Below are 25,667 nucleotides of genomic sequence, written 5' to 3' on the forward strand. Positions count from 1 at the left end.
CATGGCGACTGCGGCCCTCTCCACCAATCAACTTGCACCGGGCCAGGCGGCGTGGCGGCGCTTCCGCCGGCATCGCCTTGCGCTCGCGGGCGCGTTGATCATTCTGCTTCTCATCCTTGGTTCGGCATTCGGCCCGTACCTCCTGCCGTTCGACGACACCTATATCGACATCATGAAGCGGTTCGCACCGCCGCTGTCGGGCGCGCACATCCTCGGCACCGACGAGCTCGGCCGCGACGTGCTGGCGCGGCTGATGATGGGCGCGCGTGTCTCGCTGTCGATCGGCTTCGTCGCGATGGTGATCGCGATGGCGGTGGGCATCGTCGTCGGCGCCTTCGCCGGGTTCTATGGCGGCGTGGTCGGCGCGGTGCTGATGCGGCTCGTCGATGCCATGCTGTGCTTTCCGACCATCTTCCTGCTGCTTGCGCTCGCGGCGCTCATCGAGCCCGGCTTCGTCACCACTACCGTGCTGATCGCGGCAACCGCCTGGATGTGGGTGGCCCGCGTCGTCGAGGCCCAGGTGCGCTCGCTGCGGGAACGCGAGTTTGCGGTTGCTGCACTCGCGTTCGGCTCGTCGAACCTGCGGATCATGTTCCGCGAACTCGTGCCCAACGCTATTGCGCCGATTGTGGTGGCGGCGACGCTGAACGTCGCCAAGGCAATTCTGCTGGAATCCTATCTCAGCTATCTCGGTTACGGCATCCAGCCGCCGGCCGCGAGCCTCGGCAACATGCTCAACAATGCGCAGATCTATCTCACCAGCGCGCCCTGGCTCGCGATTGCGCCGGGCCTCGCCATCACGCTGGCGGTGACGAGCTTCAACTTCCTCGGCGACGGCTTGCGCGACGCGCTCGACCCGCGGATGAACATCCCATGATCTGCAAACCAGCGACGAGCCGAGCTGTCGCGATCGAATTGAATATCTGGAGTGTCCCATGTCCCCGCCGCTCACCCGCATAAACAGTGACGAACGCCTGCCGGCGCAGGTGGATGTCGTCGTCATCGGCGGCGGCGTGATCGGCGTCTCCGCGGCCTATCATCTCGCGAAAAAGGGCCTCTCCGTCGCCCTTGTCGAGAAGGGCCATGTCGGCGGCGAGCAGTCGAGCCGCAATTGGGGCTGGTGCCGCCAGCAGGGGCGTGCGCGTGAGGAGATACCGCTGGCCCGCGAGGCGCTGCGCCTGTGGGAAGACATGCAGAACGATGCCGGCGTCGATGCCGGCTTCCGTCGTACCGGCGTGCTGTTCCTGACCAAGAGCAAGGACGAGCTCGCCAGCTGGGAGCGATGGGCCGCAACGGCGCGCGAGATGCAGGTCCACTCCACGGTGCTGACGCCGGCGGAGGTCGCCGAGCGCCTGCCCGGCAACGCCGAGACATGGGTCGGCGGCCTGCACACGCCGAGCGACGGGCGCGCCGAGCCGTCGATGGCGGTGCCGGCGCTTGCGACCGCCGCGCGAAAGCACGGCGTCACCATTCATCAGGGCTGCGCCGCGCGTGGGTTGGAGACGCAAGGCGGACGGGTGAGCGCCGTCGTCACGGAGAAGGGCACCATTCGCACGCAATCGGTGCTGCTGTCCGGCGGCGCCTGGTCGTCGCTGTTCTGCCGCCGCCACGGCATCGAGCTGCCGATCGGCCTCGTCAACGCCACCGCGTGCCGGACCACGCCGGGGCCGGAGATCACCTCCGGCGCGCTCGGCACCGACTTCTATTGCATCCGCCGCCGCCTCGACGGCGGCTTTACGCTGGCGCTACGCAACCGCGGCACGGTCGAACTGTCGCCCGATCTGTTCCGCTACGCGCGGACCTTCTGGCCGACCTATCTGCATCGCAAGAACGGGTTGAAACTGTCGTTCGGCAAATCCTTCTTCGACCAGCTCATGCGCGGCACGAGCTGGAGCCTGGACAAGCCGTCGCCGTTCGAGACCGAGCGCGTTCGCGATCCCGCGCCTGACATGTCGCTGGTCAATGCCGCGCTGGCTTCGCTGATCAGGTCGAATCCTGAATTGAAGGACATCGAGATCGCGGAAGCGTGGGGCGGCACGATCGACTGCACGCCGGATACCATTCCGGTCATCTCGCCGGTCGACGCCTTGCCCGGCTTCTTCCTCGCCACCGGCTTCTCCGGCCACGGCTTCGGCATTGGTCCTGCGGCCGGCAAGCTCGCCGCCGACATCGTGACGGGCGCGACGCCGCTGGTCGATCCCGCGGCCTACAGCCACAAGCGCCTGATCGACGGCCGCCGGCTCGCGCCGGTCAGCCCGTTCTGAGGGTTTGGCGGCATGACGGTTCTGTACAAGGCCAACATGGTTCGGGGCGCTGAGTGGGCGGGCTTCTTCGCCGAGCGCGCGCCCGATCTGCCATTCCGGCTCTGGCCCGACATCGGCGATCCCGTCGACGTCCACTATCTCGTGGCGTGGGTGCCGCCGGACGACATCGCGACGACTTTTCCAAATCTCGAGCTCGTCTTCTCGGTCGGTGCGGGCGTGGACCAGTTCGACGCGTCAAAAGTTCCGCCGCACATTCCGCTGGTGCGCATGCTGGAGCCGGGCATTGCCGAGACGATGGTCGAATACGTCACCATGGCGGTGCTCGCGCTGCATCGCGACCTCCTGTACTTCATCGGCCAGCAGAAGGCGCAGGTCTGGCGCGAGATCCGGATCACGCCGGCGAAGCGGCGGCGCGTCGGTGTGATGGGCCTCGGCCAGCTCGGCCAGGCCGTGGTCGAACGGCTCAGAGCTTTCGACTTTCCACTTCTCGGCTGGAATCGCTCGCCGCGCGAGATCGAGGGCGTCGCCTGTTACGCGGGCATGGAGACGTTGCCGGATTTCCTTGCGCAGACCGACATTCTCGTCTGCCTGTTGCCGCTGACCGACGAGACCCGCGGCATCCTGGATGCGGATCTGTTCGCGCGCCTGCCGCGCGGCGCGTCGCTCGTCAATGTCGGGCGTGGCCCGCATCTGGTCGAAGCCGATTTTCTCGCGGCGCTCGACAGCGGCGCGTTGTCGGGTGCCGTCCTCGATGTCGCCGAGCCGGAGCCGCTGCCCGCGGGTCACCCTTTCTGGAGCCACCCGCGCATCCTGATCACGCCGCACAACGCCAGCATGACGACGCCGGATACGGCTGTCGATTTCGTGCTGGACGTGATCGCGCGCCACCGCCGCGGCGAGGATTTGCCGGGGCGTGTCGACCGTACGCGCGGCTACTGAGGATGCGATGATGATGGTGACATCAGTGCAGCCACGAACCCGGTTCACCTCTCCCGCTTGCGGGAGAGGTCGGCGCGTAGCGCCGGGTGAGGGCTCTCTCCTCTTCGGGGTCCTCGCTGGTGGAAGCACCCTCTCCCCAACCCTCCCCCGCAAGCGGGGGAGGGCGCGCACCTCGGCTGGGGCATGCGCGGGATTTTTCACATGAGCATCGGCGCAAATGCATCCGAGCAGGTCGCTGCCAACGCGCAGTCGCCGGTGCTGTCGGTTTCCGGCCTGACGACGTCCTTCATGCGCGAACGGCAATGGAGTCCCGTCGTCCGCGACGTGTCGTTCGATATTGCCTCGCGGGAAACCGTGGCGATCGTCGGCGAGTCCGGTTCGGGCAAGAGCGTCACCGCGCTCTCGATCATGCGGCTCATTCCGAAGGAGAACGGCCGGGTCGAAGGCAGCGTCCGGCTTGCCGGTCGCGACCTGCTGACGCTGCCCGAAGCGAGCATGAAGGATGTTCGTGGCAACGAAATCGCCATGATCTTCCAGGAGCCGATGACGAGCCTCAATCCGGTGCTGACCATCGGCTTCCAGATTGCGGAAGCACTGATCCAGCACCGCGGTCTGTCGCGCGCGGCGGCGGAGGCCGAGACCATCCGCTTGCTCGATCGTGTTCGCATCCCCGCTGCAAAATCGCGCTTCCACGAGCATCCGCATCGTTTCTCCGGCGGCATGCGCCAGCGCGTGATGATCGCGATGGCGCTGGCCTGCAAGCCGAGGCTGCTGATCGCGGACGAGCCGACCACAGCGCTCGACGTCACGATCCAGGCCCAGATCCTGGAGCTTCTGAAGGAGCTTCAACAGGAAGAGGAGATGTCGATCCTCTTCATCACCCACGACATGGGCGTGGTTGCCGAGATCGCGGACCGCACCGTGGTGATGTATGGCGGCCGGGCGGTGGAAACCGACGATACCTCGCGCATCTTCGCAGCTCCTTCGCATCCCTATACAAGGGCGCTGCTCGCGGCCGTGCCGCGCCTCGGCTCGATGGACGGGCGGACGCGGCCGATGCGTTTCCCGATCGTCGACAAGGCGACGGGGACCTCGGACGAGCCGGCGGAGACGCCCGATACGGTTTCGATTGCCGAGCGACCGCTGCTCGAAGTCTCCAACCTCACGACGCGCTTTCCAATCCGCTCGGGGCTGTTCGGCAAGGTCTCGGGCCGCGTCCATGCGGTCGAGAACATCTCCTTCTCCTTGCGCGCCGGGGAGACGCTGGCGCTGGTTGGCGAATCCGGCTGCGGCAAGTCGACGACGGGCCGCTCCATTCTCAAGCTGACGGAGCCGGACAGCGGCACCGTTCTGATCGACGGGCAGGATGTGCTGGCGATGAATGCCCGCACCCTGCGCGACTTTCGCAAGCAGATGCAGATCGTGTTTCAGGATCCGTTCGCGAGCCTCAACCCGCGCATGTCGGTGGGAACGGCGATTGCGGCCCCATTGCTCGCCAACGGGCTCGCCTCGGCGTCGCAGGCGCGGGAGAGGGTCGCCGATCTGCTCGATCGCGTGGGTCTCACCGCCGACATGGCCGCGCGCTTTCCGCACGAATTCTCCGGTGGCCAACGCCAGCGCATCTGCATTGCCCGCGCGCTCGCGCTCGGACCGAAGCTGATCGTCGCGGACGAAGCGGTCTCGGCGCTCGACGTTTCGGTCAAGGCGCAGGTCGTTAATCTGATGCTGGACCTTCAGGCCAGCATGGGGCTTGCCTATCTCTTCATTTCCCACGACATCGCGGTGGTCGAGCGCATGAGCCATCGCGTTGCGGTGATGTATCTCGGCGAGATCGTCGAGACCGGTCCGCGCGCGGCCTTGTTCGGCAATCCGCAGCATCCCTATACGAAGAAACTGATGGCGGCCGTGCCGGTGCCCGATCCAGCGCGCCGCGGCACCAGGCGCGAGGTAGCGAACGACGAGATCAGAAGCCCGGTGCGCGCGCCCGACTATCAGCCGCCCGTTCGGCAATATCGCGAGGTGTCGCCGGGCCACGTCGTCCAGGTCTGGGGCGAGGAATGGTCGGTCTGAGGCAAGCGCTTCAGGAGTTCACGTGCACGAAATCCCGCAGCAGTGGGTAGATTTCGTTGTTCCAGCGCTTGCCCGAGAACACGCCGTAATGGCCGACGCCGGCCTGCATGTGGTGGACGCGGCGATAGGCGCGCACGCCGGTGCAGAGGTCTTGCGCGGCCAGCGTCTGGCCGATCGAGCAGATGTCGTCCTTCTCGCCCTCCACCGTCATCAGCCCCATGCGGCTGACCGCCTTGGTGTTCACCGGACGTCCCCGATGCATCAGCTTGCCCTGGGGCAGAAGATGCTCCTGGAACACGTCGCGCACGGTTTCGATGTAGAATTCCGCCGGCAGGTCCATCACGGCGAAATATTCGTCGTAGAAGGTCTTGATGCTGGCCGCCTTCTCCTTCTCGCCCTTGGCGATGTGATCGGCGAGATCGATGTGCTGCTTGATGTGGCGCTGGAGATTCATCGAGACGAAGGCGGTGAGTTGCACGAAGCCGGGATAGACTTTCCGCAAGGCACCGCGGCACTGCATCGGCACGTAGTTGATCAGGTTCTGCTCGAACCAGTCGATCGGCCTGCTCTTGGCGAATTCGTTGACCCTGGTCGGCTGGATGCGCGTGTCGATCGGGCCGGCCATCAGCGTCAGCGTCGCCGGTCGCGAAGGATGGTTGCCCTCGCACATGATCGCGGCGGCCGCGAGTGCAGAGACCGAGGGCTGGCAGATCGCGACCATATGCGGGCGCGGGCCCAGTTGGCCGAGGAAGTCGATGAGATGCTCGGTGTAGTCGTCGAGCCCGAAACGGCCCTCGCTGCGGGGAATGTCGCGCGGATTGTGCCAGTCGGTGATGTAGACGTCGTGGTCCTGGAGCAGCGTCTTCACGGTACCGCGCAGCAGCGTCGCGAAATGGCCGGACATCGGCGCCACCAGCAGCATGCGCGGCTGCTCGCCCACGCCCTCCTTCTTGAAGCGCAGCAGCGAGCCGAACGGGGTCGCGTAAGCGATCTCCTCGGTCACGGCGACCTCGCGATTGCCGACCATGACGCTGTCGATGCCGTAGGCGGGGCGGTGATAGGTGAGGGTGGACCGGGAGATCAGCTCCAGCGCGGCCGACAGCCGGCCGACGACCTGATCCGATAAGCCCTGCGGCACCAGATTGAGGAATTTGAGCGCGGACGAAGCTCCCGACCGCCACGGCGCCGTCAGGTCCATATGGTTCTGAAAGGCCTGATAATACATCGACATCATACTGAAACGCCCACCTGTCCCGTGCTGCTATGCAATATCGAAGCCAAACCCGGGATGGGCTGCCCTCGAGATTGGCACGTCGCTTGCTGCTGTCTTCGCGGGAAGCACAGGCGGTGCGCACCCCTGCAGTCCGGGCGGGGTGCGAGTCACAGGCGTGAGGGAAGGCCACATGGCGAAGGCGACACTGACCATCAGCAGCAAGAACTATTCGTCCTGGTCGCTGCGTGGCTGGCTGCTGACGAAATTTTCCGGGCTCGATTTCGAGGAGATCGTCACCGCCCCGGACGACGCGTCGGCGCGCGCCGAAATCCTGCTGTTGTCGTCGTCGATTCTGGTGCCATGCCTGCGGCACGACGGTGCGATCGTGTGGGACACGCTGGCGATCGCCGAATATCTCAACGAGGCGATGCCGGATGCCGGGCTGTTGCCTAGGGATCGCGTTCAGCGCGCGCATTGCCGCTCGATCTGCGGCGAAATCCATTCAGGCTTCACCACCTTGCGCGCCTCGCTGCCGGTCAATTTGAAGGGGCACTTCCCCGGCTTCAAGATCTGGTCGCGCGCGCAGGCGGACATCGATCGCGTCTGGGCGATCTGGCGCGACTGCCTGGACAAATCGGGCGGGCCCTTCCTGTTCGGCGAGACCCGCACCATGGCTGACGCGATGTACGCCCCCGTGGTGACGCGCTTCGTGACCTATAACGTCAAGCTTGAGCCGCAGCTGCAGGCCTATGCCGATACCATCATGGCCATGCCGGAGATGAAGGAATGGATCGCGGCGGCAAGGGACGAGCCGGCCGAGATCGAGGAGCTTGAGGTCGAATATTAGGCAGGCCGGGTGCCATCTGCCTGTTTTGGGAGCGAGCATCCAACCGTCGCACCCAGCGGTCATGTCATTGAAGCCGTTAACTTTTGACGCCGGTGGCCGGCTGGCCCTGCTCAGGCGCTGCGCAGATATTGTGTGCGCCTGGTGGCCAGTTGCGACATCTAGCCGTGAACAGGCGCGTACGGGCCCCTGCGACTGATTCGGACGTGATTCGTTCGGGCCGCGTTCCGAAGGTTAAGGCGGGACGCGGCCCCGTTGCATTTTGAGACAAATCAGTGCTCAGGCCACGCCTGAATGCTTCATGCGCGGGACGCGCCAGCCGATGACGGTAGCTTCGACTGCGACACCGGCCGTGTGGTTCTGCCATCGTCCCTCGACATAGCGGCAGGCGAACGGCAGCTGATAGGTCCCGCTGTGGTCCTCGCACAGCACTTCGACTGCAAGGCCAGGCGGCGGTTCTCCGGCGCCGTCGAATTCCGCCAGTCGTCTGTCGCGCGTTGCCATCAAAAACTCCCCTAAACAAAGCCGCGGAAGGAGCGCCCAATTCCTCCGCGTGCAGATCATCGCTCCCCGTCCGAGGGAACAGCTGCAAGCTCAACGCGAGAATGCGGTGCGAGTGTGGTAGCCTCGACAGGCCGCGTGCAAAAAGCGCACATTGCCGTGATTGATTTGACGAGGAACCTGCATGTTGCTTCGAAGCGCCGGCGTCTGTTTCGCGATGCCACTGCTCGCCACGCTGGCGATTGCGCCGGTCCGCGCGCAGGACGTGCCCGGCATCGAGATCTGCACCGTCGAGAAGACCATGGAGCGCCGCACCAGCTGCCTCCAGAGCAACGTCGACTTCCTCCAGAAGACGATCACCAAGCTGAACCTCGATCACCAGCAAAAGCTGGACGCCGCGGCTCGCCAGATCGATGCGTTGAAGACGACCGTGGCCGGATTGCAGAAGACGCTCGGCGATCTCCAGGCCGCGCAGGCGAAGACCGCGGAGGATGTGAAGAAGAAGCAGGATGCGCCACCGGCGAAGGATGCGGCGAAATAGGCGCCGCGCTCAGGCGACGCGATATCGCTCCATCACGCTGCGCTCGGGCTCATAGCCAAGTCCGGGTCCGGTCGGCACCGGGACATGGCCGGTGGCATCGACGTCGGCGCGGCCGCCCCACAGGCAGGCCTCGCGTTTCAGGTAAAACATCTCGACCAATCCGTCGTCGCGTCCCGCCAGGAGATGCAAGGTCGCCAGCAGGCCGGGGCCGAAATACGGGGAGTGCGGAACGATCTTGACGCCGAGCCGATCTGCGAGCACCGCAACCTTCAGAAATTCCGTGATGCCGCCGACCTTGATCACCGACGGCTGGGCGTGGCTGACCGCGCCCGCCTCCATCATCTGGCGGAATTGATATTCCGTGCAGGCGTTCTCGCCGGCGGCGACGTCGAGTTCGCCCTTGCTGCGGACCTCGGCGAGCGCCGCAAAATCCTCCGGCGGCCAGACCGGCTCCTCCAGGAACATCGGCTGCGCGTCCCGGCATGTCCTGGCGAATGCGACTGCCTGCTCCCCTGACAGCGGGCAGTTCATGTCCACCATCAGCGGAATGCCGGGCCCGATCGCCGCGCGCGCGGCAAACACCGCCGGCGCCGTGGTCTCGTGCAGCTTGATGGCGCCATAGCCGAGCGCCAGCGCCTTCTTGCATTCGGCGGCGATGCTGTCGGGCGAACCGATCCGCAACAGGCTCGCATAGGCCGGAATGGCCGGGCGCCTGGTGCCGCCGAGCAGGCGGTGCAGCGGCACGCCCTTGACCTTGGCGGCGAGGTCCCACAGCGCAATGTCGAGCCCGGAGATCGCGAACATGGTGATGCCGTAACGCCCGAACAGATGCAGATTGCGCTGGATCTGCTCCATCAACGCGGGGATGCCGGCGGCATCGGGAACCTCCAGCCCGCGGGCCTGCGGTGCGATCATTTCCTCGACGGCACTGCGCGTGGTGCGGGGGCAGACATAGGCGAAGGCATCGCCCCAGCCGGTCAACCCGGCGTCTGTGCTGACCTCGACCATCACCATGTCGAGCGCGGTGATGGCGGAGGCGCCCTGACGGAAGCTCGCGACACCGGCGTCATAGGGGATGCGGATATGGTGCGCCCGCACATCGGTGATCTTCATGTCGCCGTTCCTCCTGCTTTCTCGTGAGCGGTTTCAAGGACGCCCCGAGTGTAGCCATGAACGCCCAGACGTTGCCAGTGGCTGGTCCGGCGTTATCCTCTTGCGGGACCGCAATGCCGATCAAGCGAAACCCGCGGACTTCGGTGCATCATGGTCGCGCTTCGAACGAGAAACGCCATGAACCCAGCCCAACGCGCGCTCTGGTATGTCGAGAGCCATCTCGCCGAGCCGATGACGCTCGACGAAATCGCTGCGATATCGGGCGTGTCGCGGTTCCACATCGTGCGCGCGTTTGCCGCAGCCGCCGGCCTGCCGGTGATGCGGTACGTGCGCGCGCGGCGGCTGAGCGAAGCGGCGCGCAGTCTTGCGAACGGCGCGCCGGACATCCTGTCGCTGGCGCTCGAGGCGGATTACGGCTCGCACGAAGCATTCACCCGCGCGTTCCGCGACCAGTTCGGCACCACGCCCGAGGCGGTGCGGGCCGCGCAATGCACCGGCCATCTCAGGCTCCAGGAGCCGATCCTCATGGACTCAACCATCTCCGACAAGCTCGCCACCCCGCGCTTCGAAACCACAAAGGCCTTTCTCGTCGCAGGTATCAACGAGCGCATCTCCTGCGACAACGGCGCGGCCATTCCTGGACTGTGGCAGCGCTTCCACCAGGAGGTCGCCGACATTCCCGCGCGCGTTGGACCGGTCGCCTATGGCGTCTGCTGCAACGGCGACGATGCCGGCAATTTCGACTACATCGCCGGCGTCGAGGTCGCCGATTTCTCCGAGCTGCCGCGCCGCTTCGGCCGTATCCGGATCCCCGAGCAGCGCTATGCGGTGTTCACCCACGCCGACCACGTCGCCTCGATCAGGCGCACCGTCAACGCGATCTGGAATCAGTGGCTGCCGGCCTCCGGCCTGAAGGCGGCCGATGCGCCGAACTTCGAGCGCTACGACGAGCAATTTGATCTCGCCACCGGCAATGGCGGCCTGGAAATTTGGATACCCGTGCGAGATTAGCGCGCAACGCTGGCATACCATCCCGCTTGCTTGGCAAGCCCCGGCGACTTTGTCATAACCGCAGGCAATCTTGCGTGTGGGGCCGTGCCGGACATCCCGTGCAAGTCAAAACAACAAGTCATAACAAGCAGCCGGGAGGGTCCCACATGTCCAACGTCCGCGTTCTCGCCACCGACCTCGAATTTCCCGAAGGGCCGGTCGTGATGCCGGACGGCTCGGTGGTGCTGGTGGAAATCCGCGGCCAGCGCCTGACCCGAATCCATCCCGACGGGCGCAAGGAGATCGTCGCGAAGATTCCGGGCGGCCCGAACGGCGCGGCCCTCGGCCCCGACGGCAAGATCTACATCTGCAACAATGGCGGTTTCTCCTGGATCCCGACCCGCAACATGATTATGCCGGGCCCGCAGCCCGACGATTATCTCGGCGGCTCGATCCAGCGCGTCGATCTGCAATCCGGCCAGATCGAAACCGTCGTGACGCGTTGCGGCGAGCACGATCTGCGCGGGCCGAACGATCTGGTGTTCGACAAGCAGGGCGGCCTCTGGTTCTCCGATCTCGGTAAGCGCCGCGCACGCGAGATGGACGTCGGCGGCATGTACTATCTCAAGCCCGGCATGAAGGAGATCGTCGAAGTCGTGCACGGCATACTGCCGGCGAACGGCATCGGTCTGTCGCCCGACGAGACCACCGTCTACATCGCGGAGACGCCGACGGGCCGGCTCTGGGCCTACGAGCTCTCCGCGCCCGGCACGCTCAAGCCGCGCGACGTGATCTATCGCGGCGAGCGGGGCAAACCGATCTGCGGCCTCGGCGGCTACCAGATGTTCGACTCGCTCGCGGTCGAAGCGAACGGCAATGTCTGCGTCGCCACCCTCGTCTCCGGCTGCATCTCGGTGATCGCGCCTGATGGTACCTTGGTCGAGCAGGTCCCGACCGGCGACCGCGTCACCACCAACATCGCCTTCGGCGGCCCCGAGCTGAAGACCGCCTACATCACGCTCTCAGGCAAGGGCGAGCTGATCGCCATGGACTGGCCGCGCAGCGGTTTGCCGTTGAACTTTTTGAACAAGTGAGCCAAGCCGTCATTGCGAGGAGCGAAGCAATCCGGCAGACCCTCACCCTGAGGAGCGCGTCCTTTGCGCGCGTCTCGAAGGGCGAGGCCACCAGCGCGGGGCCTTCATCCTTCGAGACGCGCGTGCCGCGCTCCTCAGGATGAGGAGCTGACAGCCTGGATTGCTTCGCTCCGCTAGCAATGACCACAGAGAGAGACCCGCAATGCCCTGGCCTGATCCCATCACCCTGCGCGGACAGCATGCCGGTCTGGAGCCGCTGTCGCATCAGCACCGCGAGGGGCTGGTCGAGGCCGTGAAGGACGGCGAGCTCTCCACCATCTGGTACACCGCGATTCCGACGCCGGACAACATGAGCAAGGAAATCGACCGCCGGCTCGGTCTTCAGGCCGCGGGCTCGATGCTCCCCTTCACCGTGTTCGATGGCAGCGGCAAGATCGTGGGCATGACGACCTACATGAACATCGATGCCGCCAACCGCCGCGTCGAGATCGGCTCGACCTGGTATGGCAAGGGCGCGCAGCGCGGCCCGCTCAACACGCAGTGCAAGCTGCTGCTGCTCACCCATGCCTTCGAGACCCTGGACTGCATCGCGGTGGAATTCCGCACGCATTTTTTCAATCACCAGAGCCGCCGCGCCATCGAGCGCCTGGGCGCCAAGCAGGACGGCATCCTGCGCAGCCACCAGGTCGCGCCCAACGGCACGCTGCGCGACACGGTGGTCTACAGCATCATTGCGGCCGAATGGCCGACCGTGCGAACGCATTTGAATTATCAACTCAACGACAAGCCGCGCTAGAGGCGGCCGAGGCACCATGGACAGATTTGATTATGTGATCGTCGGCGCGGGCTCCGCCGGTTGCGTGCTCACCAGCCGGCTGAGCGAAGACCCTGCGACCAGCGTCTGCGTGCTCGAGGCGGGCCCGAGCGATTGGCATCCCTACATCCATCTGCCGGCGGGCTTCATCAAGACCTTCCACATGAAGAGCATCAACTGGGCCTACCAGCAGGAGGTCGGGCCCTGGACCGGCGGGCGCAGCATCTACGCGCCCCGCGGCAAGACGCTCGGCGGCTCGTCCTCGATCAACGGCCATATCTACAATCGCGGCCAGCGCATGGATTTCGACACCTGGGCGCAGATGGGCAATCGCGGCTGGGGCTATGCCGACGTGCTGCCCTACTTCCGGCGGCTGGAGAAACGGGTCGGCGAGGGCGAGGACGTTTACCGCGGCCGCGACGGCAATCTCACCGTCACCACCATGAACTGGCGCGATCCGCTTTGCGAAGCCTTCATGGAAGGCGCGGTCTCGCTCGGCATTCCCCGCAACCCCGACTACAACGGCAAGACCCAGGAAGGCGTCTCCTACTGCCAGCGCACCATCGACAAGGGCCTGCGCGTCTCCGGCGCCACCGCGTTCCTCAAGCCCGCGATGAAGCGGCCGAACGTGCATGTCCACACCCACGCGCACGCGACCGAGATCATCTTCGAGGGCAAGCGCGCCGTCGGCGTGCGCTACATGAAGGGCGGCTCTGGCGGCACGCCGGTCGAGGTCCGCGCCAACAAGGAGGTGATCCTGTCCGGCGGCACCTATAATTCGCCGCAGCTCTTGCAGCTCTCCGGCATCGGCTCGCCTGATTTGCTCAGCGCCCACGGCATCGCCGTGCGTCACGCGCTTCCGGTCGGCGAGGGCCTGCAGGATCATTACGCCCCGCGCACGGTGGCGCGCGTCAAGGACATCAGGACCATCAACGAGCTTCGCCGCGGCTGGCGTCTCTGGGTTGAGGCGATGAAATGGGCCACCGCGCGCAAAGGCCTGCTGTCGCTGTCGCCGACCATGGTCTATTGCTTCTGGCATTCCGGCGAGAGCGCCGACAGCTCCGACTTGCAGCTCACCTTCACGCCGGCGAGCTACAAGGAAGGCGTACAGGGCCAGCTCGAGGACGAGCCCGGCATGACGGTGGCCTCCTGGCAGCAGCGCCCCGAGAGCCGCGGCTATGTCCGGATCCGCTCGTCCGATCCATTCGCGCCGCCGATCATCCAGACCAACTATCTCGACGCCGAGCTCGACCGCCGGGTCATCGTCGGTGGCATGAAGCTCGCGCGCAGGCTTTTGAAGAGCGCGCCGCTGTCGCCCTATTACGCCTACGAGGATTTTCCCGGTCCCAACATCAACACCGACGACGAGTTCTTGGCCGCCGCCACCGAACGCGGCACCACCACCTTCCACCCCGGCTGCACCTGTCGCATGGGCCCGGCGGATTCCACCTGGGCGGTGGTCGACGACCAGCTCCGCGTCCACGGGTTGCAAGGCCTGCGCGTCATTGATGCGTCCGTCATGCCGCGCATGATCTCGGCGAACCTCAATGCCTCCACCATGATGATCGCGGACCGCGCCTCGGACCTGATCCGCGGCAAGCAGCCGATGGAAGCCGCGCGCGTGCCGGATGCGGCGGTAGCGTGAGTGTGGCGTAGGATAGGTAGAGCGAAAGCGAAACCCATCGTCTTGCGGCGTTCGCGGGAAGAGTTTGATGGGTTTCGCTGCGCTCTACCCATCCTACGGCTGCCCGTCGGGCAAAACACCCCGCCACCCCGTCAATCCCTCCTCGCAAAAATATTCCACTTTACCGAAATTCGGAATTGCGGCATAAGTCGAAACAGCCCGGCCCGACGAAGAGGGGCGGTTCGCGAGTCGTTCGAAACGCGGGCCGGGTTGCGGTGGACGCAGCAGCGTCGTGCGCGAGAGGCGCGGGCAGGGCGGGTAGTCCCTGTGAGCCCGAGGCTTCGTGCGGACGAGCGGCGCCGAAGTCCGGCGAAGCCTCTTGGCGAAGCCGGATGAGCTGCGTACGGCAAAACCGTGTGGTCCTGACCGTCGTTGCTACGGTCAAGCCTTTGCGGAGATGTGCGCGAGCCCAACCGGGCGGACGGCATCGTCAATTCGCGGGGCGAGGGAGGCCAGAAGGAAAGTTCGGCTCCCGGGAGAGCACGGCATAAGCCGTCCGACCACTGCGCAGGGAAGGCCGTGTGTTGGGCTTCACCTGTATGCCGCTGTGCAGTCCTTTTGCGCTACATGCGCACAGCGGACCGTGGGTGCCAGCCGGCACCCGGCCTTCCCTGCGCCCTCTTTGTTTACGGGCGCAATGGAGAGAGCATAGCTCGGGCGAATGCGCCGCGAGGATGCGAAGGCGTGTCTGCGATTTAGGATGCGGGTGTGTTGAAGCGTGATGCTTCACCACCGTCGTCCTGGCGAAAGCCAGGACCCATTACCCCAGGGAGGGGTTTGGTGGGCGGTACTGGCGCCGGAGTTTTATCGATAGATCACGCGGTATGGGTCCTGGCCTTCGCCAGGACGACACCGGTTGATTTGGCCGATTGCCTCGCCCGCAACGCGGAGTGCGCTCGAACCTACACTTCCCTCCGGCTCAAGAACGCGAGTCGCTCGAACAGATGCACATCTTGCTCGTTTTTGAGCAGCGCGCCGTGCAGCGGCGGGATCAGCTTGCGCGGGTCGCGTTCGCGCAGCTGCTCGACGCTCATGTCTTCGTTGAGCAGCAGCTTGAGCCAGTCGAGCAGCTCGGAGGTGGACGGCTTCTTCTTCAGACCGGGCACCTCGCGGACCTCGAAGAAGATGCGCAAGGCTTCCTCGACCAGCCGCTTCTTGATGCCGGGAAAATGGACGTCGACGATCCGGGTCATGGTGTCAGCATCGGGGAACTTGATGTAGTGGAAAAAGCAGCGGCGCAGGAACGCGTCGGGCAGCTCCTTCTCGTTGTTGGAGGTGATCATCATGATCGGGCGCTGCTTGGCCTTGATCGTCTCGCCGGTCTCGTAGACATGGAATTCCATGCGGTCGAGCTCGAGCAAAAGATCGTTCGGGAATTCGATGTCGGCCTTGTCGATCTCGTCGATCAGCAGCACCGGGCGTTGCTCGGCGGTGAAGGCATCCCACAGCTTGCCGCGCTTGATGTAGTTCCTGATGTCGGACACGCGGGCATCACCGAGCTGGCTGTCGCGCAGGCGCGACACCGCGTCGTATTCGTAGAGGCCTTGCTGTGCCTTGGTCGTGGACTTGATGTGCCAGGTCAGAAGCGGGGCGTTCAGCGCCTTCGCCACTTCCTCCGCCAGCACCGTCTTGCCGGTGCCGGGCTCGCCCTTGATGAGCAGCGGGCGCTCCAGCACGATCGAGGCGTTGACCGCGACCTTGAGATCGTCGGTCGCAACATAGTCCTTGGTGCCGGTAAATTTCATCGCGCGTCCTTGTTGGTCGTCGTCCCGGCGGTGCCCCGGTCGCGACATGGGAACGGCCGCGCATGGCGGCCGTTCCTGGTTCGGTCAGGCTTTCAGACCCGTTTTATCAGCGAAAGGATGACGAGCACAATCACCGCGCCGATCGTGGCATCCACGATGGCCCCGACCGTGCCCGTTGCGAGCTGGATATGCAGCTGAGGCAGAATCCAGCTGGCCACAAGTGCACCGATGATGCCGACGACGATGTTGCCGATCAGCCCAAATCCCGCCCCATGGACAATCTTGCCGGCAAGCCAGCCTGCGATCGCGCCAATGATGAGCGCTGCGAGAATTCCCATTGCAAACGTCCCCAAAACAACCCCGTGAGACCGCCAATTCTAAAGCAAAAACCCTCCCGGTCCAGCGCAGAGCCGTGCCCTCCGCCCCTTGACGTTCGCCCCCCGACGGGCAATCTGTCACCCATGTTCCTGCAATTCTTCACTTCTCTGCGCGATGCGCAGGTCCCCGTGACGCTGCGCGAATACCTCACGCTGATGGAGGCGCTCGACGCTGACCTCGCGGACTATTCGGTCGAGAATTTCTACTATCTCTCGCGCACCTCGCTGGTGAAAGACGAGCGCAACCTCGACAAGTTCGACCGCGTCTTCGGCACCGTCTTCAAGGGGCTGGAAAGCCTGCTCGACGCCATGGAAGGGGCCGAGATCCCCGAAGAGTGGCTGAAGAAGCTCGCCGAAAAGTACCTGACGGACGACGAGAAGAAGCAGATCGAGGCCATGGGCTGGGACAAGCTCATGGAGACCCTGAAGAAACGCCTCGAGGAGCAGAAGGGCCGCCATCAGGGCGGAAGCAAGTGGATCGGCACGGCGGGCACCTCGCCGTTCGGCGCCCATGGCTACAATCCCGAAGGCGTTCGCATCGGCCAGGAGAAAAACCGCAACAACCGCGCCGTGAAGGTGTGGGACAAGCGCGAGTTCAAGGATCTCGACGGCAATGTCGAGCTCGGCATCCGCAACATCAAGGTGGCGCTGCGGCGCCTGCGCAAATTCGCGCGCACTGGCGCGCCGGACGAGCTCGATCTCGATACCACCATCCGCGAGACCGCCAATCACGGCTATCTCGACGTGCACATGCGGCCCGAGCGGCGCAACGCGGTGAAGCTGCTGGTGTTCTTCGACATCGGCGGCTCGATGGACGCGCATATCGAGCAGGTCGAGGAGCTGTTCTCGGCGGCGAAGAGCGAGTTCAAGCACATGGAGTATTTCTACTTCCACAACTGCCTCTATGAAGGCGTGTGGAAGCAGAACAAGCGCCGCTTCACCGACCGCACGCCGACCTGGGACGTGCTTCACAAATACCCGCACGACTACAAGATCGTGTTCGTCGGCGACGCCTCGATGTCGCCTTACGAGATCATGGTGCCCGGCGGCTCGGTCGAGCACGTCAACGAAGAGCCCGGCTCGGTCTGGCTCGACCGCATCATCCGCACCTATCCGCATTCGGTGTGGCTGAACCCGGTGCAACAGAAGCACTGGGACTATTCGGAATCCACCACGATCATCAAGCGCATCTTCGCCAACCGCATGTATCCAATCACGATCGAGGGGCTGGAAGGTGCGATGAAGGAATTGACGCACTAGCCACACACGCCGTCATTCCGGGGCGCGCGCAGCGCGAACCCGGAATCTCGCAGTTGTTGATGCCGATCGAGGTTCCGGGTTCGCTCGCTTCGCGATCGCCCCGGAACGACGGAAGAGAAGAAGGGAAGACCATGCCCCAGACCATCACCCGCGGCATCAAGGCGCTGATCGACGAGGCCAATGCCGAGATCGAGACGCTCACCGCCAAGGACGCCATCGAGATCTCGAAGAATGGCGATGTCGTTATCGTCGATATCCGCGATCCCCGCGAGATCGAGCGCGACGGTCGCATTCCCGGCGCGTTCGCCTGCACCCGCGGCATGCTCGAATTCTGGATCGATCCGCAGAGCCCTTATGCGAAGCCGGTGTTCCAGGAGGACAAGAAGTTCGTGTTCCATTGCGCCGGCGGCTTGCGCTCCGCGCTCGCCGCCAAGACCGCGCAGGACATGGGCCTCAGGCCCGTCGCCCACATCGCGGGCGGCTACGCCGCCTGGCGCGACGCCGGCGGGCCGGTCGAGCAGTGGGGGCCGAAGAAGAAGGGGTGAGATGAATACCTCTCTCACCACACACTCCGTCATGCCCGGGCAAAAGCGCGAAGCGCGTCTTAGCGCTAGATGACCCGGGCATCCACGTCTTTGTCGCGAAGAAGAACGTGGATGGCCGGGACAAGCCCGGCCATGACGACTGAGACAACTGCCGGAGCATGCAATGACCGCCACCGATCCCCTCGTTTCCACCGAATGGCTCGCCGCCCACATCAACGATGCCAACGTCAAGGTGCTCGACGCCAGCTTCAAGCTGCCGGGCGTGCTGCCGCTGCCAAAGGACGACTATCTCGCCGCGCATCTGCCGGGCGCGGTGTTCTTCGACGTCGATGCGGTGTCCGACCATTCCAACCCGCTGCCGCACATGTATCCGAGCGCCGAGCAGTTCGGTCGCGACGTGGGTCATCTCGGCATCTCCAATGCCGACACCGTCGTGATCTATGATGCCGGCGGCTGGGTCGCTGCTCCCCGCGCGTGGTGGATGTTCCTGGCTTTCGGCCACGGCAATGTGCGCATCCTCAATGGCGGCCTGAAGAAGTGGCGCGCCGAGGGGCGTCCGGTCGAGAGCGGCGAGACAAAGCCGAAGCCGGCGACATTCAAGGCGAGCTACGATTCCAAACGCGTGCGCAGCATGCAGCAATTGATCGCGAACGTCGAAAGCCGTGCCGAGCAGGTGATCGATGCGCGCGCCGCCGACCGGTTCGAGGGCCGGGCGCCGGAGCCACGCGCAGGCATCCGCTCCGGCCATATCCCGGGCGCGCGCAACGTGCCCTACAATCTCCTGTTCGACGCCGCGACCGGCACGATGAAGCCGCTCGATGATCTCCGCGCTGCCTTCACCAACGCCGGCGTCAAGCTCGATGCGCCGATCGTGACGAGCTGCGGCTCCGGGGTCTCTGCCGGCGTGCTGACGCTGGCGCTTTATCGCCTCGGCATCACCGACACCGCGCTCTACGACGGCTCATGGTCGGAATGGGGGCAGGAAAAGGGACCGCCGATCGCAACGGGGCCGGCGTAACCCTACTGACGTGCGCGCGCGGTCGTCATTGCGGCGAGCGTGGGTTGCGGTTGTCCGAACGCATCGAGTTGCTGAACCGGCGGCGGCGGACGCCGAACAATGCGGCGGCGCTTCTTCACCCGATGCGCCCGCGGCTTGGTCGCCTTGCTCTCCGGCGAACTGCTGTCGGCCTTAGAGTCGGCCTTGACCTTCGCCGGCGGACCCTTCCAGGCCGTGGTCGCCGGGTCGTTCAATGCGGCGAACTTCGCGCTCGCCATGTCGAACCTGGACGAAGCCGAGGCTGCGCTGGGGACGGCAGGTGTTGGTTTGCTCGTGAGAGCGATCGAAACGGGCTTGGCCTCGGCGATGGATGCGCTGGCGTCGGCCGGAGTAAGCGTGTTGCTTGAGGCTGGCGCCGCGGCGTCCGTCGTCGTCTCGGCCTTGGCCTCGACGTTGGCCGGTTCGGCCGGGACGTCAGCCGGAGGTGCAACGACCTGCGGCTGACCGTCGGTCTCGGTTGTCACCATGACGACCGGCTCGGGCTCGCTCATCGGCAGCGCGATGGTCGGGACTTGATCGCGCAGCGACGGCGTCGGATCGGTGGCGGCCTCCGGCTCGGCGCGGAGGACCGCGAGCACCGGCTGGGCCGGCTCGGGAGCTTGTGCAAACACCTGCTCCTGCGGACCATTCCGCCAGGAGGGGTTGCTGACATACTGCTCGTGGCTCGCCCGCAGCAGCGCGGCGGCGCCCAGTCCGAATACCAGGATGGAGGCTGACAGCAGGATCGCGGCAAACAGGAAGCGAAAGCCGGGAAGCATCGAGGGATTGCGAATTTCCGCCCCGGCGGCGAAGTGGCCAGGGCCCATGAGCCATCTGAACGCGGTGACGGTACTGCTTGCCGCGTTCGCCACGCGGGGATCGAAGCTCAAAGCGGAGGCGAATCAGGCTAATTCGAACATACCGCAACGATTCCGCGCCGTTCCGTAAAAAACGGAGCCGGCGACTCCGGCGATCTCACGCACGGACTGATTTTCGTCCCCTGATGCAAGGAGGCAACGGTAGTCTTGCGGATCACAAATTGGCAAATCAGGCACAAATCCGCCTGTAGTGTCTTGAATGTGCCGCTATCTTCGGTCATCTGGCCGTTAACGGTCCGGACGGGGCCCGGGGACTATACAAGAGCGATGATGATCAAACATTTTCTGACGATATGCGCTGCCGCAACAGTCGCTGCGGCGGGAACCTCGCTCGCACAGGCCCAGAGCTATCCGGTCCAGCAGGCGCCGAGCTATGGCGCGCCGGCCGAATATCGGCCCGGCGACCGCGCGCCGAGTTTCGACGCACTGGACGATGAAGACGATTCGATGCCGCAGGCAGCGCTGCCGCCGCCTGGCCCGGATCCGCGCTACGGCCGTCCGCCCGGCGCTCCGCCGGTGTATTCCGCCGCGCCGCCGCAGGGTCCGGTGATGTCGCCCGATGATCCCCGTTATGGCCGTCCCGCCGGCGCCCCCGTCTACTCGGCCGCGCCGCCGCAGGGTCCCGTGACGTCGCCCGACGATCCGCGCTACGGCCGCCCCGCCGGCCCGCCCGCGGTGATCTACGCCGATCGTCCGGATCAAGCGTCCGGCAGTGACGGCCTCCGTCCGCCGGAGGCAGTCGGTGGTCCCGGCGCGACCGGAACGGTCCAGGCCGGGCAGCCGCCCGCGGGTGCCGACGGCCGGCCGATGGCGATCGCCTCGCTGCCGCCCGAGGAGCAGCCTGACGCTGCTCCGGCGCAGCTGCCGCAGAACCTGCGCCGCCAGGAGGTCTCGCTGGTGACCAAGGAGCCGGCCGGAACACTCATCGTCGATACCCCGAATACCTACCTCTATTACGTGCTCGGCAATGGCCGTGCGATCCGCTACGGCGTTCGCGTCGGCCGCGACGGCTTCACCTGGACCGGCGTGCAGAAGATCACCCGCAAGGCCGAGTGGCCGGATTGGCATCCGCCGACCGAGATGATCGAGCGCCAGCCCTATCTGCCGCGCTTCATGGCCGGCGGTCCCGGCAATCCGCTCGGCGCCCGCGCGATGTATCTCGGCTCGACCGTCTACCGCATCCACGGCACCAACCAGCCCTCGACCATCGGCAAGTTCGTGTCCTCCGGCTGCATCGGCATGCTGAACGAGGACGTCTCCGACCTGTTCGATCGCGTCAAGGTCGGCACCCGCGTGGTCGTGATGCCGGGTGGTCCGCCGCCGGGAACTGCGACCGCATCCGCCGCGCCCATGCCCGGCGCTGCCGGGCCCGCTCCGATGGCTGCACAGGCCGGCCCGGTCGGAGGCACCCAGCCGACAGTGGTGCCGCCGCTGCCCGCGCCCGTCACCGTGCGCTGAACCGGCCTCGCAAGAATTGATCTGATGACGGCGCGTGACCTTCGGTCACGCGCCGTCATCATTTGACGAATGCGCACATGTCTCGCTTGCGCATGCCTCCTTGAACGGCTCCGCACCTCGATTACGTCCGGGAGGATTGCAACGAATTGAGGAGCACAGGATGCGCATCTTTGTTGCGGGCGCGACCGGCGCGGTCGGTCAGTATCTTGTTCCGGCGCTGGTCGCAGCGGGTCATTCCGTGATCGGCACGACACGGAATGCGGCAAAAACAGAGCTTGTGCGGCGGTTGGGTGCGGAGCCGGTCGTTGCCGACGGCCTCGATGCCGACAGCATGCGCGCTGCGGTGATTGCGGCACAGCCCGACGCCGTCATCCACCAGATGACAGATCTCGCGGCCGCCACGGACCTCCGGCATTTCGATCGGGCTTTCAAGCGAACCAACGAGCTCCGCACCCGCGGAACCGACATTCTGCTCAACGCTGCACGCGAGGCCGGCGCCAGGCGCTTCATCGCGCAAAGCTTCTGCGGCTGGATCTTCAGTCGCGCCGGGGGAACGGTGAAGACCGAGACCGATGAGCTCGACCCGCATCCGCCGCGAGAGCTGCGACGCACGCTTGAGGCAATCCGGTATCTGGAGCGAAGCGTCACCGCTTCGACGTCGCCGGAGGGCATCGTGCTGCGCTATGGATTCTTCTATGGACCGGTCACCGGCACACTCTCGCCGGCGATGATCGACCAGCTGCGCCACCGGCGTGTGCCCGTGATCGGCGATGGCGGCGGCACGTGGTCGTTCATTCACACCGAAGATGCCGCCTCTGCCACGCTTGCCGCGCTCGAACGCGGGCGCGCGGGCAGCATCTACAATATCGTCGACGATCATCCGGCGCAGGTGAAGGATTGGTTGCCCGCGCTGGCCGAATTGCTCGGTGCCAAGCCGCCGCGTCACATTCCCGCCTGGCTCGGGCGCCTGCTCGCAGGCGAGCATATGGTTGCGATGATGACGGAGGTGCGTGGAGCCTCCAACGGCAAGGCCAAGCGCGAGCTCGGCTGGCTGCCGGCGCATGCCTCCTGGCGCGACGGCTTTGCCGACGCGGCACGGCAGCCCACCAGTCACCGCTCGGCGGCCTGAGGCTTCAGGCCAGCTTCCGCGGCAGCTCGCCGCCCTTGGTGAAGGCGTCGATCGCCTCGACCATCTGGCCGTAATGGATGCGCAAGCCGTCCGCGGTGGCGTAGCCGAGATGCGGCGTCAGCACGAGATTGTCGAGCTTGCGGAAAGGATGGTCCGTCGGCAGCGGCTCGACCGAGAAGACGTCGATGCCGGCGCCTGCAATCCTCTTCTGCTGCAACGCCTCGAGCAGCGCCTGCTCGTCCACGATCGGCCCGCGCGCGGTGTTGACGAGGAAGGCCGTCGGCTTCATCCGCGCGAGGTCGGCAGCCCCGACCAGCCCACGCGAGCGCTCGCTCAGCACCACATGGATGCTGACGATATCGGCCTTGGCGAACAGCTCCTCCTTGGTGGCGTAGCCGACGCCGGCGGCCGCGCACTTCTCCGGGGTCAGGTTCGGGCTCCAGGCGATCACGTTCATGCCGAACGCCTTCGCAATGCCTGCCATCTTGCTGCCGAGCTTGCCGAGCCCGACGACGCCGAGCGTCAAGCCCTCGATCTCGACGCCGGCAAAGGCCTGCCAGGGCTCGCCCGCATGCATGCGCGCGTTCTCGCGGCCGATGCCGCGGGTCAGTTCCAGGATCAGGCCCATGGTGAGGGGCGCGGTCGGATCGCGCGAATATTGCGTGCCGCCGATCGTGACGCCCCGCGCCTTGGCGGCCTCCATGTCGATCGAGGCGTTGCGCATGCCTGACGTCAGCAGCAGCCTCAGCTTCGGCAGGCTCTCGAACAGGCTCTTCGGGAACGCGGTGCGCTCGCGCATCGCGCAGACGATCTCGAAATCGGCCAGCGCGCTCGCTGCGGCCTGCTCGGAGGCGAAGGGATGGCTGAACACGGTGACGTCGATGCGGTCGGACAGGCTTTGCCAGTCGGCGACGTCGAGGGCGAGGTTGAAATAGTCGTCGAGAATTGCACAGCGCAGCCGCGTCATCAGCGTTCATCCATGGCGAGAGGTGGAACCAGGCCATGGTTGCGCGCAATCAGGACCGTGCGCAAGCCGTTCGCGTCTTCAAAAATCCGACAGGTGGTAAAGGCTCAGAGGTCGCGGGGCTTGAGCCGGAACGGCGCATTCATGCCGTGCTTGGCGCGCCAGGCGGGGCCGGGGCCGCGCATGTAATGCAGTTCGGGCCGGTAGGGGTTGAAAGCGGTGGCGAAGAAGCCCTTCCAGAAGCCCTTGATCTCCGAGGCGAACGCGGAGGCGCTGCCGGCTTCCACCGGAACGGGAAGGAAATTGGTCTCGATCATGGCCATGACGCTGTCTCGCTGTGCTCCCGTTCATTCTGAGCGGGTGGCGCTGTTTCCGCGCGAAACCGAGCTTTGGCCTGATTTATTAAAAGATGGTTTCAATTGTCCGGATCGACGGCGGGATGGTGTCCGTCCCGTATTCATCCGTGGTGAACGGAGGGAAAACATTGCCCTTTGGGGGCGGGATCGCTACATCGGCGGCAAGCAAATTTCCTCAAATCGAAGGTTTTCGGGACCGATGGCGCGCCAGTTCATCTATTTCATGCAAGGCCTGACCAAGAGCTACCCGACCCGGAAGGTGCTCGATAACATCCATCTGTCGTTCTATCCGGACGCCAAGATCGGCGTGCTCGGTGTCAACGGCTCGGGCAAGTCGACGCTGCTCAAGATCATGGCTGGCCTCGACAAGGAGTACAACGGCGAGGCCTGGGTCGCCCAGGGCGCCCGCGTCGGCTATCTCGAGCAGGAGCCGCATCTCGATCCGGCACTCAGCGTGCGCGAGAACGTCATGCTGGGCGTCGCCAAGCAGAAGGCCATCCTCGATCGCTACAACGAGCTGGCGATGAACTACTCCGAGGAGACCGCCGACGAGATGACCAAGCTGCAGGACGAGATCGAGGCCCAGGGCCTCTGGGATCTCGACAGCAAGGTCGACCAGGCCATGGATGCGTTGCGCTGTCCGCCCGACGATGCCGACGTCTCGAAACTCTCCGGCGGTGAGCGCCGCCGCGTCGCGCTGTGCAAGCTGCTGCTCGACCAGCCCGAGCTCCTGCTGCTGGACGAGCCGACCAACCATCTCGATGCGGAGTCGGTGTCGTGGCTGGAAGGGCATCTGCGCAACTATCCCGGCGCGATCCTGATCGTCACCCATGACCGCTACTTCCTCGACAACGTCACGAGCTGGATCCTTGAGCTCGATCGCGGCAAGGGCATCCCCTACGAGGGCAATTACTCGTCCTGGCTGCAGCAGAAGCAGAAGCGGCTGGAGCAGGAGGGCCGCGAGGACGCTGCGCATCAAAAGACGCTGGCCCGCGAGCAGGAATGGATCGCGTCCTCGCCGAAAGCCCGCCAGGCCAAATCCAAGGCGCGCTATCAGCGCTATGACGAACTGCTGAAGCAGGCGAGCGAAAAGCAGACACAGACCGCGCAGATCACGATTCCAGTGGCCGAGCGCCTAGGTCAGAACGTGGTCGATTTCGAAGGCCTCAGCAAAGGCTTCGGCGATCGCATGCTGATCGAGGATCTCACTTTCAAGCTGCCGCCCGGCGGTATCGTCGGCGTGATCGGCGCCAACGGCGCCGGCAAGACCACGCTGTTCAGGATGATCACCAAGCAGGAAGAGCCGGACAAGGGCACCATCACGGTCGGCGAGAGCGTTCACCTCGGTTACGTCGACCAGTCGCGCGACGCGCTCGATGGCAGCAAGAACGTGTGGGAGGAGATCTCCGGCGGCAACGAGCTGATCCTGCTCGGCAAGAGGGAAGTCAATTCACGCGGTTATTGTTCGTCGTTCAACTTCAAGGGCGCCGACCAGCAGAAGAAAGTCGGCGCGCTCTCCGGCGGCGAACGCAACCGCGTGCACCTTGCGAAAATGCTGAAATCCGGCGCCAACGTTCTGCTGCTCGACGAGCCGACCAACGACCTCGACGTCGACACCCTGCGTGCGCTCGAAGAGGCTCTGGAAGATTTCGCCGGCTGCGCCGTCATCATCAGCCATGATCGCTGGTTCCTCGATCGCATCGCGACCCACATCCTGGCCTTCGAAGGCGATAGCCATGTCGAATGGTTCGAGGGCAACTTCCAGGACTACGAGAAGGACAAGATGCGCCGGCTTGGCCAGGACAGCATCATCCCGCACCGGGTGAAGTACAAGAAGCTGACGCGGTGATCT

24 protein-coding genes are annotated in these 25,667 nt (G+C 65.1%); 16 read left to right on the forward strand and 8 right to left on the reverse strand.

Features of this window, described 5'->3' with window-relative positions; translation table 11 throughout:
* Nucleotide 1: 1 nt before the first annotated feature.
* The 4 genes from AC0L2F_RS26190 to AC0L2F_RS26205 all read left to right on the forward strand — a co-directional run bounded on the left by AC0L2F_RS26190 (nt 2) and on the right by AC0L2F_RS26205 (nt 5,273).
* Nucleotides 2–877 (forward strand): ABC transporter permease, encoded by an 876-nt coding sequence (locus tag AC0L2F_RS26190; RefSeq protein WP_473250365.1) that lies wholly within the window; start codon nt 2–4, stop codon nt 875–877.
* Between the two features lie 58 nt (nt 878–935).
* Nucleotides 936–2,264 (forward strand): NAD(P)/FAD-dependent oxidoreductase, encoded by a 1,329-nt coding sequence (locus tag AC0L2F_RS26195; RefSeq protein WP_473250366.1) that lies wholly within the window; start codon nt 936–938, stop codon nt 2,262–2,264.
* Nucleotides 2,265–2,276: 12 nt separating this feature from the next.
* Nucleotides 2,277–3,203, forward strand: coding sequence for a 2-hydroxyacid dehydrogenase (locus AC0L2F_RS26200; protein WP_473250367.1), 927 nt, complete (start codon nt 2,277–2,279; stop codon nt 3,201–3,203).
* Between the two features lie 201 nt (nt 3,204–3,404).
* Complete coding sequence (locus tag AC0L2F_RS26205; protein WP_473250368.1) at nt 3,405–5,273, forward strand: ABC transporter ATP-binding protein; 1,869 nt, start codon at nt 3,405–3,407, stop codon at nt 5,271–5,273.
* Between the two features lie 10 nt (nt 5,274–5,283).
* Here the strand turns inward: AC0L2F_RS26205 and AC0L2F_RS26210 are convergent, their stop codons facing one another.
* Nucleotides 5,284–6,507 (reverse strand): polyhydroxyalkanoate depolymerase, encoded by a 1,224-nt coding sequence (locus AC0L2F_RS26210; RefSeq protein ID WP_473250369.1) that lies wholly within the window; start codon nt 6,505–6,507, stop codon nt 5,284–5,286.
* 169 nt (nt 6,508–6,676) lie between these two features.
* On the opposite strand from AC0L2F_RS26210, the gene AC0L2F_RS26215 reads away from it, so the two are divergent.
* The gene (locus AC0L2F_RS26215; protein WP_007613727.1) at nt 6,677–7,333 is read left to right on the forward strand and encodes a glutathione S-transferase family protein; all 657 of its coding nucleotides are present in this window, start codon (nt 6,677–6,679) and stop codon (nt 7,331–7,333) included.
* A gap of 276 nt (nt 7,334–7,609) precedes the next feature.
* Here the strand turns inward: AC0L2F_RS26215 and AC0L2F_RS26220 are convergent, their stop codons facing one another.
* The gene (locus AC0L2F_RS26220) at nt 7,610–7,834 is read right to left on the reverse strand and encodes a hypothetical protein (RefSeq protein WP_007595594.1); all 225 of its coding nucleotides are present in this window, start codon (nt 7,832–7,834) and stop codon (nt 7,610–7,612) included.
* A gap of 181 nt (nt 7,835–8,015) precedes the next feature.
* On the opposite strand from AC0L2F_RS26220, the gene AC0L2F_RS26225 reads away from it, so the two are divergent.
* Complete coding sequence (locus AC0L2F_RS26225; RefSeq protein WP_063995155.1) at nt 8,016–8,372, forward strand: hypothetical protein; 357 nt, start codon at nt 8,016–8,018, stop codon at nt 8,370–8,372.
* 9 nt (nt 8,373–8,381) lie between these two features.
* Here the strand turns inward: AC0L2F_RS26225 and AC0L2F_RS26230 are convergent, their stop codons facing one another.
* Nucleotides 8,382–9,485 (reverse strand): mandelate racemase/muconate lactonizing enzyme family protein, encoded by a 1,104-nt coding sequence (locus AC0L2F_RS26230; protein WP_473250370.1) that lies wholly within the window; start codon nt 9,483–9,485, stop codon nt 8,382–8,384.
* 177 nt (nt 9,486–9,662) lie between these two features.
* On the opposite strand from AC0L2F_RS26230, the gene AC0L2F_RS26235 reads away from it, so the two are divergent.
* From AC0L2F_RS26235 to AC0L2F_RS26250, 4 genes are all read left to right on the forward strand, one after another.
* Nucleotides 9,663–10,496, forward strand: coding sequence for a GyrI-like domain-containing protein (locus AC0L2F_RS26235; protein ID WP_473250371.1), 834 nt, complete (start codon nt 9,663–9,665; stop codon nt 10,494–10,496).
* Between the two features lie 146 nt (nt 10,497–10,642).
* Nucleotides 10,643–11,569, forward strand: a complete 927-nt coding sequence (locus AC0L2F_RS26240; RefSeq protein WP_473250372.1) for an SMP-30/gluconolactonase/LRE family protein — start codon at nt 10,643–10,645, stop codon at nt 11,567–11,569.
* 202 nt (nt 11,570–11,771) lie between these two features.
* The gene (locus AC0L2F_RS26245) at nt 11,772–12,365 is read left to right on the forward strand and encodes a GNAT family N-acetyltransferase (protein WP_063995159.1); all 594 of its coding nucleotides are present in this window, start codon (nt 11,772–11,774) and stop codon (nt 12,363–12,365) included.
* A 16-nt stretch (nt 12,366–12,381) separates the two neighbouring features.
* Nucleotides 12,382–14,028 (forward strand): GMC family oxidoreductase, encoded by a 1,647-nt coding sequence (locus AC0L2F_RS26250; RefSeq protein WP_473250373.1) that lies wholly within the window; start codon nt 12,382–12,384, stop codon nt 14,026–14,028.
* 941 nt (nt 14,029–14,969) lie between these two features.
* Here AC0L2F_RS26250 and AC0L2F_RS26255 read toward each other — a convergent pair.
* Together AC0L2F_RS26255 and AC0L2F_RS26260 are read right to left on the reverse strand one after the other, a co-directional pair.
* Nucleotides 14,970–15,812: an AAA family ATPase gene (locus AC0L2F_RS26255; RefSeq protein ID WP_063995161.1), complete on the reverse strand. Its 843-nt coding sequence runs from the start codon at nt 15,810–15,812 to the stop codon at nt 14,970–14,972.
* A 92-nt stretch (nt 15,813–15,904) separates the two neighbouring features.
* Nucleotides 15,905–16,150, reverse strand: a complete 246-nt coding sequence (locus AC0L2F_RS26260) for a GlsB/YeaQ/YmgE family stress response membrane protein (protein WP_007613712.1) — start codon at nt 16,148–16,150, stop codon at nt 15,905–15,907.
* A gap of 123 nt (nt 16,151–16,273) precedes the next feature.
* On the opposite strand from AC0L2F_RS26260, the gene AC0L2F_RS26265 reads away from it, so the two are divergent.
* From AC0L2F_RS26265 to sseA, 3 genes are all read left to right on the forward strand, one after another.
* A complete protein-coding gene (locus tag AC0L2F_RS26265) occupies nt 16,274–17,449 on the forward strand; it encodes a vWA domain-containing protein (RefSeq protein WP_063995163.1) in 1,176 nt (391 codons plus the stop codon).
* Nucleotides 17,450–17,580: 131 nt separating this feature from the next.
* Nucleotides 17,581–17,994: a rhodanese-like domain-containing protein gene (locus tag AC0L2F_RS26270; protein ID WP_473250374.1), complete on the forward strand. Its 414-nt coding sequence runs from the start codon at nt 17,581–17,583 to the stop codon at nt 17,992–17,994.
* A gap of 163 nt (nt 17,995–18,157) precedes the next feature.
* Nucleotides 18,158–19,012, forward strand: coding sequence for a 3-mercaptopyruvate sulfurtransferase (sseA, locus tag AC0L2F_RS26275; protein ID WP_473250375.1), 855 nt, complete (start codon nt 18,158–18,160; stop codon nt 19,010–19,012).
* A 2-nt stretch (nt 19,013–19,014) separates the two neighbouring features.
* On the opposite strand, the gene AC0L2F_RS26280 is transcribed toward sseA, so the two are convergent.
* Nucleotides 19,015–19,857 (reverse strand): hypothetical protein, encoded by an 843-nt coding sequence (locus AC0L2F_RS26280; RefSeq protein ID WP_473250452.1) that lies wholly within the window; start codon nt 19,855–19,857, stop codon nt 19,015–19,017.
* A 321-nt stretch (nt 19,858–20,178) separates the two neighbouring features.
* On the opposite strand from AC0L2F_RS26280, the gene AC0L2F_RS26285 reads away from it, so the two are divergent.
* Nucleotides 20,179–21,366 carry a L,D-transpeptidase gene (locus AC0L2F_RS26285; protein ID WP_473250453.1) on the forward strand — a complete coding sequence of 396 codons (1,188 nt, stop codon included), beginning with the start codon at nt 20,179–20,181 and terminating at the stop codon, nt 21,364–21,366.
* A gap of 160 nt (nt 21,367–21,526) precedes the next feature.
* Nucleotides 21,527–22,495, forward strand: a complete 969-nt coding sequence (locus AC0L2F_RS26290; protein WP_473250376.1) for an NAD-dependent epimerase/dehydratase family protein — start codon at nt 21,527–21,529, stop codon at nt 22,493–22,495.
* A 4-nt stretch (nt 22,496–22,499) separates the two neighbouring features.
* On the opposite strand, the gene AC0L2F_RS26295 is transcribed toward AC0L2F_RS26290, so the two are convergent.
* On the reverse strand, nt 22,500–23,462 hold the full coding sequence (locus AC0L2F_RS26295; protein ID WP_473250377.1) for a D-2-hydroxyacid dehydrogenase family protein: 963 nt from the start codon (nt 23,460–23,462) through the stop codon (nt 22,500–22,502).
* Nucleotides 23,463–23,566: 104 nt separating this feature from the next.
* On the reverse strand, nt 23,567–23,782 hold the full coding sequence (locus tag AC0L2F_RS26300; RefSeq protein ID WP_473250378.1) for a hypothetical protein: 216 nt from the start codon (nt 23,780–23,782) through the stop codon (nt 23,567–23,569).
* Nucleotides 23,783–24,014: 232 nt separating this feature from the next.
* Here AC0L2F_RS26300 and ettA point away from each other — a divergent pair, with 232 nt between their 5' ends.
* Nucleotides 24,015–25,664 carry an energy-dependent translational throttle protein EttA gene (gene ettA / locus AC0L2F_RS26305; protein WP_007613699.1) on the forward strand — a complete coding sequence of 550 codons (1,650 nt, stop codon included), beginning with the start codon at nt 24,015–24,017 and terminating at the stop codon, nt 25,662–25,664.
* Nucleotides 25,665–25,667 lie beyond the last annotated feature (3 nt).

This window comes from Bradyrhizobium sp. Ken64 (assembly GCF_055807555.1).

Coding starts and splice junctions, on each gene's coding strand:
- ettA (WP_007613699.1), top strand. CDS start 24,015: ATGGCGCGCCAGTTCATCTATTTCATGCAAGGCCTGACCAAGAGCTAC.
- AC0L2F_RS26265 (WP_063995163.1), top strand. CDS start 16,274: ATGTTCCTGCAATTCTTCACTTCTCTGCGCGATGCGCAGGTCCCCGTG.
- AC0L2F_RS26260 (WP_007613712.1), bottom strand. CDS start 16,150: ATGGGAATTCTCGCAGCGCTCATCATTGGCGCGATCGCAGGCTGGCTT.
- AC0L2F_RS26295 (WP_473250377.1), bottom strand. CDS start 23,462: ATGACGCGGCTGCGCTGTGCAATTCTCGACGACTATTTCAACCTCGCC.
- AC0L2F_RS26215 (WP_007613727.1), top strand. CDS start 6,677: ATGGCGAAGGCGACACTGACCATCAGCAGCAAGAACTATTCGTCCTGG.
- AC0L2F_RS26230 (WP_473250370.1), bottom strand. CDS start 9,485: ATGAAGATCACCGATGTGCGGGCGCACCATATCCGCATCCCCTATGAC.
- AC0L2F_RS26235 (WP_473250371.1), top strand. CDS start 9,663: ATGAACCCAGCCCAACGCGCGCTCTGGTATGTCGAGAGCCATCTCGCC.
- AC0L2F_RS26205 (WP_473250368.1), top strand. CDS start 3,405: ATGAGCATCGGCGCAAATGCATCCGAGCAGGTCGCTGCCAACGCGCAG.
- AC0L2F_RS26245 (WP_063995159.1), top strand. CDS start 11,772: ATGCCCTGGCCTGATCCCATCACCCTGCGCGGACAGCATGCCGGTCTG.
- AC0L2F_RS26200 (WP_473250367.1), top strand. CDS start 2,277: ATGACGGTTCTGTACAAGGCCAACATGGTTCGGGGCGCTGAGTGGGCG.
- AC0L2F_RS26250 (WP_473250373.1), top strand. CDS start 12,382: ATGGACAGATTTGATTATGTGATCGTCGGCGCGGGCTCCGCCGGTTGC.
- AC0L2F_RS26290 (WP_473250376.1), top strand. CDS start 21,527: ATGCGCATCTTTGTTGCGGGCGCGACCGGCGCGGTCGGTCAGTATCTT.
- AC0L2F_RS26220 (WP_007595594.1), bottom strand. CDS start 7,834: ATGGCAACGCGCGACAGACGACTGGCGGAATTCGACGGCGCCGGAGAA.
- AC0L2F_RS26225 (WP_063995155.1), top strand. CDS start 8,016: ATGTTGCTTCGAAGCGCCGGCGTCTGTTTCGCGATGCCACTGCTCGCC.
- AC0L2F_RS26270 (WP_473250374.1), top strand. CDS start 17,581: ATGCCCCAGACCATCACCCGCGGCATCAAGGCGCTGATCGACGAGGCC.
- AC0L2F_RS26285 (WP_473250453.1), top strand. CDS start 20,179: ATGATCAAACATTTTCTGACGATATGCGCTGCCGCAACAGTCGCTGCG.
- AC0L2F_RS26300 (WP_473250378.1), bottom strand. CDS start 23,782: ATGGCCATGATCGAGACCAATTTCCTTCCCGTTCCGGTGGAAGCCGGC.
- AC0L2F_RS26255 (WP_063995161.1), bottom strand. CDS start 15,812: ATGAAATTTACCGGCACCAAGGACTATGTTGCGACCGACGATCTCAAG.
- AC0L2F_RS26190 (WP_473250365.1), top strand. CDS start 2: ATGGCGACTGCGGCCCTCTCCACCAATCAACTTGCACCGGGCCAGGCG.
- AC0L2F_RS26280 (WP_473250452.1), bottom strand. CDS start 19,857: ATGGGCCCTGGCCACTTCGCCGCCGGGGCGGAAATTCGCAATCCCTCG.
- AC0L2F_RS26195 (WP_473250366.1), top strand. CDS start 936: ATGTCCCCGCCGCTCACCCGCATAAACAGTGACGAACGCCTGCCGGCG.
- sseA (WP_473250375.1), top strand. CDS start 18,158: ATGACCGCCACCGATCCCCTCGTTTCCACCGAATGGCTCGCCGCCCAC.
- AC0L2F_RS26210 (WP_473250369.1), bottom strand. CDS start 6,507: ATGATGTCGATGTATTATCAGGCCTTTCAGAACCATATGGACCTGACG.
- AC0L2F_RS26240 (WP_473250372.1), top strand. CDS start 10,643: ATGTCCAACGTCCGCGTTCTCGCCACCGACCTCGAATTTCCCGAAGGG.